This window comes from Alcanivorax sp. (assembly GCF_014762765.1).
GTDB lineage: Bacteria > Pseudomonadota > Gammaproteobacteria > Pseudomonadales > Alcanivoracaceae > Alcanivorax.
This window is the reverse complement of record NZ_JABURH010000103.1, coordinates 4,200-16,377: the sequence shown is the minus strand read 5'-3', so window position 1 is coordinate 16,377 and position 12,178 is coordinate 4,200. Positions and strand designations below refer to the sequence as shown.

Genomic DNA, 12,178 nt, shown 5'->3' with positions numbered 1-12,178 from the left:
TTCACCTGCTCCGCCCTGGCGATGGCCGTGTCCAGCAGCTCAGCGGCGCTCACCTCTCCCCTGGCCACCAGCTCCGCCAGCCCCATGGCATCAAATTGACGATATTCCTCAAACTTCATGCGTGTGCTCTCCCGAAAGCGTTCGATTTTTTTGCGACGGCCGCAAGGCGACAAGTCACTTACTGTGGCATAGTCTGCCCTGCCAAGTGGGCCAAAGCTTGTGTGTTTACGTTGTAGGGGCAAAGCATGAAAGCGATCGGTTTCAACCAACCCAGAACCATTGATGATGTGCACGCGCTGGAGGATATCCAGCTGGATCTGCCATCTCCCGGCCCTCGGGACCTGCTGGTGTCGGTGCAGGCGGTGTCAGTGAATCCCATTGATACCAAACTGCGCCAGCGCCCGGTGGACCAGGGCGGCTATCGGGTACTGGGGTTTGATGCCGCAGGCGTGGTGGAAGCAGTAGGCGCCGAGGTAACGAACTTTCAAAGTGGTGACCGGGTCTGGTACGCCGGCGCCCTGCAGCGTCAGGGCAGCAATGCCCAGTACCAATGCGTGGACGAGCGGCTGGTGGCGAAGAAGCCGGATAGCCTGGGCATGCAGGAAGCCGCCGCCCTGCCCCTTACCGCCCTGACCGCCTGGGAAGCCCTGGAAGACCAGCTCGGCTTTCAGCCTGGCCAGTGTGAAGGGAAAAGCCTGCTGGTAATCGGCGGCGCCGGTGGCGTGGGCTCCATCGCTATCCAGCTGGCCGCCCACCATTTCGGGCTGACCGTGATTGCCACCGCCGGGCGCGAGACCTCCGCCAACTGGTGCCAGGCCATGGGCGCCCATCAGGTGGTGGACTACCGCAAGGAACTGCTGCCGCAACTGGAACTGCTCGGCCACCCCCAGGTGGACGGCATCCTGGTTACCCAGAGTCTGGACGAATACTGGCACAGCGCCTGCCAGGCGGTGGCCCCGTTCGGCGGCATCTGCGCCATCGTCGATGCCCGTGCCCCGCTGGACCTGAACCCCCTGAAACCGAAAAGCGCCCGCTTCTGCTGGGAGTTCATGTTCACCCGCGCCATGTTCGCCGCCACCATGCAACGCCAGGGCGACATCCTCGACCAGCTGCGAACCCTGGTAGACAGCGGCACCATCCAGACCACCCTCAGTGAAGGCCTGGGTCCGATCAATGCCGACAACCTGAAGACCGCTCACCGCAAACTGGAGAGTGGACAGACGATAGGCAAGTTGGTGTTGGCGGGATGGGAGTGAAAGGCGATTAATAGTTAATAATGAATAATTAATAGCTGCGCGACGCCGCGCATACTGTATGAAAACGTAAGAGGCCACGCCCAAACCCAGGGCGCGGCCTCTTACCTTGCAAAACCCGATCAAACAGACCGCGAAATTATTAACTATTCATTATCAACTATTAACTACCGATTTCTCCCCCATCATCCCGGGTAATCACCACTGTCGCTGATCGAGGTCGGGTAACGCCGTCGCTGGCGGGGAAGCTCAGGGTCGGGTGCTGGATATTGATCCACAGGGTGGTGCCGTCCGGGGTGCCGGTGATGCCGGTGACTTCGCAGCCTTTCGGACCCACCAGGAAGCGCTTCACTTCACCGCTGTAGGGATTGGCGCAGAGTAGCTGGTTGGTGCCCATGGCGCGGTGGTCGGGGCTGTCTTCATCGTAATCGGTTTCGATCCACAAGCGGCCCTCGGGGTCGAACCAGAGGCCGTCCGGGGAAGAGAATATATCGCCCTGGATGGTGCCGATCTGGTTGGCGGGCACGTCTGCCGTCTGTGGATACCCTGCCAGCAGAAACAGTTCCCACTGGAAGGTGGTGGCGGTCGGGTCATCGCCCTGTTCCCGCCAGCGCAGAATATGGCCGTGCTGATTGTCCCAGCGCGGGTTGGCGCTGTTGATGGGCTGATCGTCGCGGCGGCCACGCTGGTCGTTGTTGGTCAGGGTAACGTAAACCTCCCGGTTATCCGGCTTCACCGCCACCCATTCAGGACGGTCCATGGTGGTGGCGCCGAGCAGGTCGGCGGCGCGGCGGGCCTCGATCAACACCTGGGCCTGGTCATTAAACCCGTTGGCTTCGGTGAGCGGCCCTTCCCCGAAAACCAGCGGCTTCCATTGCCCTTTGCCCCGGTCTCCGAACACTCCCACATAGAGGGTGCCGTCATCGAGCAGGTGACGATTGGCCTTCCGGTCATCCGGCTGATAGCGGCCGGCGGGCACAAACTTGTAGAGGTATTCACCCCGGGTGTCGTCACCGAAGTAAAATGCCATGCGCCCGTCCGGCCCCACGGAGGGGGTGGCACATTCACGGACCAACCGGCCCATAGCGGTGCGTTTTATCGGCGTGCTGTCCGGGTCGAAGGGGTCGATTTCCACCACCCAGCCGAAACGATTGGGTTCATTCACATGGCCGCCATGGGGCTGCTCCGGGTAGGGGGTGGCATCAAAACGCGGGTCCACGGATTCCCAGGCAAAGTATTTGCTGTTGTCGCCCTGGCTGAGCCGATAACGCTGGTGGGCCACCCGTTGCCGGTAGTCGTCCCGGTCCCGGTTGACGAAATAGTTGGGCCAGTTTTCCTCGCAGGTGAGGTAGGTGCCCCAGGGGGTAAAGCCCATGGCGCAGTTGGCGATGGTGCCGAGCACGGTAGTGCCTGCGGGATCGCTGACCGTCTTCAGGGCGTCGGTACCAGCGGCAGGGCCGCGCAGGGTCATGGCCGTCATGCCGGTAATACGGCGGTTGTAGCGAGAGTCCATCACCCGCTGCCACTGGCCATCCTCGCCCTTGCGCACTTCGATCACGCTGACACCATGAGCGGCCTGTTCCTTTTTGACCTCTGCCTCTGGGCGCTGCCGCCGACCGTTAGCATCCCGGGTAAAGGTCGGTCCCTGCGGGTGAAGAAAAGTAAGCGCCACCTTTTCATGGTTAATCACCAGCAGGCCATGCTCATTGGGGGCATGGTCAAAAGGAAAGAAATGCATGCCGTCGTGGTTGTCGCCGGCCTGCTGCAACTGGTCTCGCCAGTCGTTGGAGGCATCACTGCGCCAGGCCGGTGCCCCCATCCGGATCGGATCACCCCAGGCAAACAATACCCGGGCGGTGTAGCCCTGCGGTACGGCGACCCGGTCAAACGTCATGTCCGTCTGCACCGGCAACGGGGTAAACCCGATGGCCGGCATGGCCGGTTTTGACGAGGACGACGACACGCCGCCATCGCAACCAGCCAGCGGCGCGGCAAGGAAACCGGTCACCGCCGCGCCCAGGCCGCCTTTCAGGATCGCACGACGAGGCAGGGACGGCCCCTGTTCCGGGCGCACCACCGGCTGGTCATCCTGTGCTTCCAGAGCATCGATGCGGTCCTGTTCACTCATGGCTATTCCCGTTTTCAGACAATTGCAGGGCGTGATCAATGACCGTCCAGGGCACCAGCTTGAAGTTCTGCGGAGCCTGGGGCAGACGGTTGCGGCCATCCTGCACCACCAGCAGACCGGCAGTGTAGGGGGCACCCAGATTCGCTGAGGTGACTTCCAGGCCATCGGTTTCCGACACGCCGTCAATGCCCTGCGCCACATTCATGCCGATACGGAAACGGCCACGCCAGCGGTAAGGCGGCTCGGCATCCACCAGCACATAGCTGTTGTTGCCCTGGCTGGAGATCACCAGGTAATGCTGATCCCCCTGGCGGTACAGGGCCAACCCTTCGATATCCGCATGCAGCCGCTCGCTGATCGCTACCACCTGCTCCGCTTGCGCCGGTTGATCCGCCGCGGCCGGGAATACCCAGACCGCGCTGTCTTCCTCGCCCACGAACAAACGGCCGCTGTTATCGTCTGCCACACAGCCCTCCGGCTGGCTGTCGACTTGCAGCTTGCGCACCAGAGCCCCCTGCAGGGCGTCGCCCTCGGCGCGCAGCAACCATTGCTCAATCGCACCGCTCTTGCCGTTGGGGAAGGCATACAGGCCCTCGTCATCCTGATACAGACAGAGGCCGTAGATTTCTTCCAGGCCGGTGGCGATCTGGCCGGCGTCTTCCAGCTCACCGGTGTCCGGGTCGATCAGAAACACATGCAGGCTGTTGTGATCCCGGTTGGTGGCCACGGCGATATCATAGCGTTGACCGGCCACTTCCTGATCGTAGCGGACGTCCACATTGTTGAGCCTGCCCACGGCCAGGAACTGGGTTTCCGTGCCATTCAAATCATAGACATGCAGGCCCGCTTTCTTGTCGGTGCCGAGAATGCGGCTGGCTGACGGGGTCTTGCGGTTGAGCCAGATCGCCGGATCGTCAGCGGCATCGCCGAACAGGGCGACGGTATCGGTCTGGGCACTGGGCTCCACCAGTGGCATCACATCCGCGATCACCTCATCCTGCGCCCAGGGCAGTGTCAGGCGGCGCACGCCATGGTCGCCATCGTCCACCACAAAGAGATTCAGGGTGGCGCCATCATGGGACGCGACAAGACGTTCCGGCTCGTCCAGATCCGGCACGCTGTAGCGGTGATGCCGGTCATCGGCAAACCGGTAGAGATGCAGATCCCCCGCCTCCTTGTCGAGCAGGGCCACACCACCGGGAATCACCGCCAGGCCGCTGGCGCTTTCCCGGATAGCTCCACGGGGTGCCAGCAGATCCAGCAGTTGCCGCTCCGGGTCCTGTTCCGGATCGGCCTGGTAGCGCCACAGACCTACGGTTTCCTCGCTGACATAGAGCGCCGCGCGGGCATCGTCCACGGTGCAGAACTCGGCATCCGGCGGCATCACCAGGTGGCGCAGCTTGCGTGGCTGGCGGGCATCATCCAGCAGCCACTGATCCGCCCCACCCCGCTCATCCAGCAGAAATACGGACAGCAAGGACTGGCTGTCGCGATACAGGCACAGCCCGTTGATCTGATAAGCCGGCGCCGGCAGGCGCTGCAGTTCGGTGAGGGCGCCATCCTGCAACGCCAACAGGACCGCTTCATTACTGCTGCGATCCACGCTAACCAGACGCACGCTGCCGTCATCCTGGCGGCGACCGTCGAGCGTTTCGAAGTTGCCTTTTTGCAGTATCTGATCATTGAGCAGCAGGTCGCCGTCAAGGCTGACGGCAATGCGGGCGACCTCCTCCACCCCATCTCCGTCTACCCACAGGGCGTGCGGTTGTGGCATGACCGGCGACTGCCATTCGCCCGCGGACGGAGCCTGCGAAGGCGTCGTCTGCTCTGTTCCACAACCCGCCAATATCGCAGCGGCTACAACGATCAGCGCAAGCCTTTTTCCCATGGTCATTCCCTTTTCCAATCTTCTTCAGACAAAAAAAGCAGCGAAGCAGGCGTCGCCGCCCACCCCGCTTGCCTGATTAAAAGTGTTTCAGCGCCAGACCCAGTTTGTAGGTGGGGCCGTACTCTTCGTATTGCGCGTTGAACCGTTTCTTGCCGGTGTAGGCATAGAAGGGTTCGTCGGTAATATTGATCGCCTCAAAGGTGAGCTGCAGTTCGTCGGTGAGGAAGTAATGCCCGGTGAAATCCAGCTGCACATGGTCATCGGTGTAGATGTCGTAACGCTTGTCCAGCGGATCGCTGACTTCCTGCAGGTAGTTGCCGGTGTAGTTGGCCGCAAGGCGCAGGCTCAGGGCGCGATTTTCGTAACCGAGCACCAGGTTACCGGTCACGTCGGACTGGCTGGGCAGGGCGATGTCACGGCGGCGAACCGCACCGGCATCCTCATCCCAGGATTCGATCTGCGCCTCGGAATCCACCAGCGTCACATTGGCGCCCAGCAACATGCCGTTGAATGGAGCCGGCAATTCACTCAACTGTTTCGAGTAGGCCAGTTCCAGACCGTGCAATGTAGCACCCTCGCCATTTTCCCAGGTTTCCGCTTCGGAAAATTCCGCAAATTCATTCCCCCGGTCGGTGAGGTAGGCGAAATTGTCGATGTCCTTGTAGAACAGGAAGGCGGAGACCACACCGGCCCGCCCCATGTAATGCTCGATGCCCAGATCAAAATTGCTGGATTCCAGTGACTTCAATTCCGGGTTGCCGAAATAGGCCTCATCGCCATCCACCTCGAAGGACGGCAACAGCTGCTCGAACACCGGTCGCACCACCGAGCGGGTCACGGCGGCGCGGGCGATGGTGTTATTGGCCAGTTGATAGCGCAGGTGCAGAGCCGGCAGCCAATGGTCCTCGTCATTGTCAAACCGTTCCACGGTGATTTCCTCGTCAGTGGAACCAAACCCCCGGGCCCGGAAGTCCGTTCCCTCATAGCGCAGGCCACCAAGAATACGCAGGTCACGCAGATCCACCGTGCCCATCAGGTAGGCGGCCTGCTTGTCTTCACTGATGCGATAATCCTCAATGGCGGAATCCACGACCTGGAATTCACCGTCGCCCAGCAGGCTGCTCACCGAACTATTGATCCCCGGCCCGAAGGGGCCCAGCGCATAGTCCACATTCTCGCGGTAATCGGTCAGCGAGGCATCCGGCTCATGGGTCCAGATATTCACATCCCCTTCCTTGTCCCGCTGGCTCAGCTTGGCGCCGAACTTGATGGAGGCAGGCTGATCGTTCCAGTACAACTGGCGGGTAAAATCCAGCTTCAGGTCGGTCTGGGTGTCTTCGGTATCACTGTTCGCTTCTTCGATCTCTGCCAGGCTGTAGTTGCCGGCATCAGCAAAACCGTCCGGTGCCAGCAGCAGCGGTTTGCGGGTATTGCTGAAACCGCCATTGGCCAGGTCATCATCGGTTTCGAAAGTGGCATTGATTTCCTGCGGGGTTTTCTCGCTGGCAGTGCTGTAACCTGCCTGGAAATCCATGATCCAGTCATCACCCCAGAAATGCTGCCCGCCAAATACAAAGGAGGAAATTTCCTGGGTTTCTTCCCGGTCCTTCAGCTCCTTGGCCACCGCCACGTCGCCACGCTGGCCGGCCACCATGGCCTCATCGAACTCGAAGATATTGGCCTGGCGAATTTCGTTATCGGTAAAGCGGCTGTACAGGGTACGCAGGTACAGGCTGGTATTGTCGCTGAGCAGATAATCGAAGTTCAGTGCCATCCCCAAACGCTCACGGGTAATGGCATAATCCCGCTGTTCAAACTCCTCCAGGGCATTACCGCTGTCGAAGTCCCAGGCGCCACCAGTTTCCACGTTGTCGGAACCGAAATCCCGCTTGCCCCAGCTGATGCCCCCGGCAATCCCCAGGTTCCGGTCGCCATCACCGATGGAAAACTGATTGCTGGCGGCCATGGACAACTCCGGGCTGGTCTCGTCCACGTTGTCGTTATAGCTCCCTTTGCCACTGAGCGATAAGTAATAACCATCGCGATCAAAGGCGGACAGGGTTTTCACTTCGATGGTGCCGCCCAGGGAATTGGCGTCCATGTCCGGCGTGAGGCTCTTGACCACGGTCAGGGACTCGATCAGGTCCGCGGGTACCACATCCAGTGCCACTGCGCGCTTGTCCGCTTCCGGGGCCGGTGTCTGAATGCCGTTGATGGTGGCGGCATTGAAATCCGGTGCCAGCCCGCGTACCCGCACAAAACGCCCTTCGCCCTGATCCCGCTCGATGGAAACCCCGGGCAGACGCTGCAGGGATTCGGACACATTGGCATCCGGCAGCTGGCCAATGGCATCGGCATTGACCGTGGTTTCGATATTGTCGGCGGCCTTCTGGCTGGCCAGCGCCTTGTCGATACTGGCGGCCTGGCCGATAACCCGCACCGTCTCCAGCTCATTGGCGGACGACGCATCGTCTGCCCACGCCGGTGTCAACGACAGTGCCACGGCACTGGCCAGTACGGTTCGGTAAAAACCGCCGAGTACAAGATGGTGATAGAACATGACGTCCCCCGGGCAACGCCCTTGTGAATTGGCAATGCCGGGCACGGTAGGCAGCCGCCATGTCACTTCTGTGACAGGGCGGCGAGGCAGAATAAAGAATCAATCACTTAGAGAAGCCCACCGACAAGCCGTGAGCTTTTTGCACCCCTGCCCGACAGGAATCGCCAACGGATTGGATCCCTGAAAGCGTTGTCATCAAGGTTTTTTCGTTACTGAAAGGAAAAAATCCGTTTTTCCCGTGAGCCGATTCGACCCCCACAACGTCTCAGCTTTTTTGGGGCACGTTTCATTTTCCTGACATGAAAACCACGTACCTGTGCAACAAGTCTCCCGTACAGGAATTTTTCGTGAAACAGACTCTCACCCTACACCGCTGGCCACTGGCCGCTCTCCTGCTGCTGGCCAATGGCGTTTTGCTGGCCAACCTGGTGGCCGGTGATCCGAAATCCTGGTCCGCCATTACCTGGCTGGATATTGCCGGCGAAGGCGGCGCCGCTTTTCTGTCGCTACTGTGGATCGGGCTGATCCTCAACAGCCGCCCCACCGGCCGTGTCACCCGCCTGCTGGTGGCCGGCCTGACCGCCATCTTTCTTGCCTACTGGCAGGATGTACTGGATGAAGTCATCGCCCTTCCGGTCACCGTAGCCTGGGATCACTGGCTGGAATCCGGTGCCATGCCGCTGGGCATGATCCTGCTGACACTGGGCATCTACCACTGGCACCGGGAGCAGCAGGCGATCTCCGCCCAGTTGCGCAAGCGTGAACGAATCTTTCGCGAACACCGGCGCTTCGATGCCCTGACCAGCCTCAATGGCGCCCCCTACCTACGCGAGCAACTCACCATGGAACTGCGCCACCGGGAACAACCGGTAGCACTGATCATGCTCGACCTGCATTGCTTCGATCACAGCCGTCGACTGCTGGGCAGTGCCGACAGCGACCGGTTGTTGCAGGAACTGGCTGAATTGTTATTGCTCAACCTGCGCCATAGTGACCTGCTGTGCCGTTATGCCGGCGATCGCTTTGCGGTGGTACTGCCGCGCACCAGCCACGCTCTGGCCCGGGCACTGGCGGACGAGTTGCAAAAGGCTGCGACCAGCTTTGCCTTCAAGACCCGGCGCGGTGAAACACATTATGTGCACGTCATGCATGGCCTGGCCGTCTCTTTCGAAGACAGCGCCGACACCCTGATTGCCCGCGCCAACCGCAATCTGCTGCAAGCCCGACCGGACCAGCCCCGAGTAGCCTGATGAGCGGCTATCTGACAGATCAGGCCTTCATCCCTGCGCACCATCAGCCGGCGGTATTGATCGACCTGATCCATGATCAGGGCATCGAACTGAACCGGCTGTTGCGCCACACCGGTCTGTTTCAGGAACAGATCCTCAGCGGCGAGGCCCGGCTCAGCCCGCACGATTGGCTGCAACTGATCCACAATGCACGGCGGTTGTTTCCGGATCCGGAGCTGAGCTTTCGTTATGGCCAGCGTTTGTTCCCCGGGCATTACGGTGCCATCAGCGCCCTGCTCGGCAATGCCGGCAACCTGCACGAGGCCCTGCAGGTATTTACCGGTTTCAGCAAGCTGGTGTTTCCCTTGCTCGGCGCCCATCTAACCATCACCGACCGGCACCTGTGTCTGCAGTGGCTGGATAGTTGTGGGAACGGCAGTGAACACCGCTTTGTGATTGAGGCCGCCATGGCCGGACTGGCGTCAGTAACGCGTTGGCTCAGCGGCGAGCGACTGCCCTGGGCCTTTCAGTTCCGCCATGCCCGGCCCTCCTATCCGGAGCAGTACCAGGTACATCTGGGCGATACCCTGTATTTTGATGGTCACCTTGATGCCATGATCCTGCCGCGCCGCTACCTGGAAACTTCCTGGCCCGGTGCCTCAGCCATCGCCTGGCAGGCGGCAAAACAGCAGTGCAAGCCGTATCTGGATCCGCAGGCCGGGGGTGACAGCTTCCGGATTTATCTGTATCGCCAGTTGCAGCAGCAACTGGCCAGCCCGCCGTCCTTACGAGAAATGGCCAGCCCGTTGCAGTGCAGCCCGGCCACCCTCAAGCGACGCCTGAACAGTCAGGGTTGCCACTACCAACAACTACTGGACGACGCGCGCCTGCATCAGGCCATTCACTGGTTACAGTTCCACGGCTACAGCACTGAGCAGGTGGCCAGACAATTGAACTTCACCGACAGCACCAACTTCCGTCGCTCCTTCAAACGCTGGTCGGGGCTCACTCCGGCGGCCTGCCAGCGAGCTCTGGCAGCTACCATGCACAGCGTGTTCCCGGTCTGAATCAGCCCTGACTTGAAAGGCAGGCTCGGAGTTTTGACAATAGGACAGTTGTGCGGTCATCGACTTTTCATGACCAAGGGCCATGCTATAACTCCAATGGGCAGCCATGCAGTCGCCTGGATAGACCGGCAAACTGGCAAGGAGGACCCGATGGCTGGCTTGCAACGTCCACAATCGATCCACCAATCAGCGGCCCCCCATGTGTACCGTGGCCTGACCGGCCGGGTGCGGGATGTGCTGGAAGCCGCCGATGTGCGTATCAATGGTTCCCGCCCCTGGGACATGCAGATTCATCACCCCCGCACCCTGACCCGCATCGCCCTGCAGCGCTCGCTGGGTCTGGGAGAGTCCTACATGGATGGCTGGTGGGATTGCGATGCCCTGGATGAATTCTTCCATCGCCTGCTGACCCATGGTGCCAACAGGGTCAGTCATTCGCCGTTACAGAACGGTCTGCAATGGCTGGGGCACTGGCTATTCAACCGGCAAAACCTGCATCGTTCCACCAAAGTGGCCCGCCAGCATTACGATCTGGGCAACGACCTGTTCGAGGCCATGCTCGATCCCTCCATGAGTTACAGCTGTGGTTACTGGCGCGACGCCGAGACCCTGGCACAGGCCCAGGAAGCCAAGCTGGAGCTGATCTGCCGCAAACTCAACCTGAAACCGGGCATGACCTTGTTGGATATCGGCTGCGGCTGGGGCGGGCTGCTGGAGTATGCCTGCCGGCACTATAAGATCTCCGGCGTCGGTGTGACCCTGTCACAGGAGCAGGCCAGTCTGGCCCGGGAACGCTGCGCGTCCCTGCCCGTGGATATCCGTTTGGAGGATTACCGTCAGCTGGAAGGTCGCTTCGACCGGGTGGTATCCGTGGGGATGTTCGAGCATGTGGGTCGCCGCAATTACGCCACCTTCATGGAAACCTGCGCCGGCCTGCTGCATCGCAGGGGGCTAATGCTGCTGCACACCATCGGCACCAATACCAGCACCAGCCGCCACGATCCCTGGATCGACAAATACATCTTCCCCAATGGCGAGCTGCCCTCCTGCGCACAGATTGCCCGCCACGCAGAGGACTGGTTTGTCTGCGAGGATCTGCATAATTTCGGGCCGGACTATGCCCGCACCCTGCGCGCCTGGGATCGTAATTTCGTCGCACACTGGTCGCAGTTAGCTGATCGTTACGATCAGCGTTTCCACCGCATGTGGCGCTATTATCTAAATGCCTGCGCAGGAGCCTTTCAGGCCCGGGACATTCAGCTCTGGCAGTGGGTGTTCAGCCACGCCGGTGGGCGTGAGGAAGTCTATACCGGCGCCCGCTAGGCAGTCAGCGCATCACTGATGGACAAGGACTGCCCGCCGGCAAAGCTTCCAGGGTGGTCAGGCAAAGGATCGGTTGGCGGGCCAGAGTCCGGTCCAGCAGCGCCGGCCAGGCCTGCGGATTGGCCATGGGGCGCGGCAGCTTATAGCTTGGCAAGGCCTGCCAGACGCCATCTTCCCGTTCGGCCAGTACAAACTGGAAGGGGTGCAGACCCGGCACCCCCAACCGAATGTCCGTGGCCAGTAACTGGTCCCGCCCTGCCTCCACGTCGATGAAACCCCGGGTAAACCAGGCCAGCTTGCGGCCCGCCGGCACCTGCATGGCCTCGGCATAGTCCTGCGGCGAACGGGGAAAGGTTTCCACTGTCAGGGCATCGCCGTTATCCAGCACGCCAGTGACAATCTCCAGCCGCCGCTGCTCGCCCAGCACCGTCACCCGCCACAGCAGGGTGGAGAAGGGCATGGGCTGCACCAGACGTGGCGCCTCACTCAAGCCCTGTTCCGCCAGCACCGGCATGACTCGCTGTGTCATCCATTGCTGGGCTACCAGACTCCAGCACAGATACAGGGAGGATACTGTCAGCCCGGCGACCAGTGCCGGCCTGGCCGGCGGTCTCAACAGCGCCCATACCACGGCGATTAACAGTGGCAGGGTATAAAGCGGATCAATAATGAAGATGCTGCTGATCGCCACCGGATCCCCCAGCGGCCAGAACAGGCGGGTCCCGTAGGT

The 12,178-nt window shown here is 61.0% G+C and carries 8 protein-coding genes; 4 read left to right on the top strand and 4 right to left on the bottom strand.

Features of this window, described 5'->3' with window-relative positions:
• Positions 1-245 precede the first annotated feature (245 nt).
• The gene (locus HUJ17_RS06105) at positions 246-1,256 is read left to right on the top strand and encodes a zinc-binding alcohol dehydrogenase family protein (protein WP_290509854.1); all 1,011 of its coding nucleotides are present in this window, start codon (positions 246-248) and stop codon (positions 1,254-1,256) included.
• Between the two features lie 160 nt (positions 1,257-1,416).
• Here the strand turns inward: HUJ17_RS06105 and HUJ17_RS06100 are convergent, their stop codons facing one another.
• The 3 genes from HUJ17_RS06100 to HUJ17_RS06090 all read right to left on the bottom strand — a co-directional run bounded on the left by HUJ17_RS06100 (position 1,417) and on the right by HUJ17_RS06090 (position 7,829).
• Positions 1,417-3,381, bottom strand: coding sequence for a PhoX family phosphatase (locus HUJ17_RS06100; RefSeq protein WP_290509853.1), 1,965 nt, complete (start codon positions 3,379-3,381; stop codon positions 1,417-1,419).
• Positions 3,374-5,155, bottom strand: coding sequence for a phytase (locus HUJ17_RS06095; protein WP_290509852.1), 1,782 nt, complete (start codon positions 5,153-5,155; stop codon positions 3,374-3,376). Before HUJ17_RS06095 ends, HUJ17_RS06100 begins: the two co-directional genes overlap by 8 nt.
• A 190-nt stretch (positions 5,156-5,345) precedes the next feature.
• Entirely contained in the window at positions 5,346-7,829 is a 2,484-nt protein-coding gene (locus HUJ17_RS06090) for a TonB-dependent receptor (RefSeq protein WP_290509851.1), read from the bottom strand.
• Positions 7,830-8,176: 347 nt separating this feature from the next.
• Between HUJ17_RS06090 and HUJ17_RS06085 the strand changes: the two genes are divergently transcribed.
• The 3 genes from HUJ17_RS06085 to cfa all read left to right on the top strand — a co-directional run bounded on the left by HUJ17_RS06085 (position 8,177) and on the right by cfa (position 11,448).
• The gene (locus tag HUJ17_RS06085; RefSeq protein WP_290509850.1) at positions 8,177-9,079 is read left to right on the top strand and encodes a diguanylate cyclase; all 903 of its coding nucleotides are present in this window, start codon (positions 8,177-8,179) and stop codon (positions 9,077-9,079) included.
• Positions 9,079-10,125 (top strand): AraC family transcriptional regulator, encoded by a 1,047-nt coding sequence (locus HUJ17_RS06080; protein WP_290509849.1) that lies wholly within the window; start codon positions 9,079-9,081, stop codon positions 10,123-10,125. The genes HUJ17_RS06085 and HUJ17_RS06080 overlap by 1 nt, the downstream gene beginning before the upstream one ends.
• 150 nt (positions 10,126-10,275) lie before the next feature.
• Complete coding sequence (cfa, locus tag HUJ17_RS06075; protein ID WP_290509848.1) at positions 10,276-11,448, top strand: cyclopropane fatty acyl phospholipid synthase; 1,173 nt, start codon at positions 10,276-10,278, stop codon at positions 11,446-11,448.
• A 4-nt stretch (positions 11,449-11,452) separates the two neighbouring features.
• Here the strand turns inward: cfa and HUJ17_RS06070 are convergent.
• On the bottom strand, positions 11,453-12,178 hold a 726-nt coding region (locus HUJ17_RS06070), incomplete at its 5' end, for a metal-dependent hydrolase (RefSeq protein WP_290509847.1).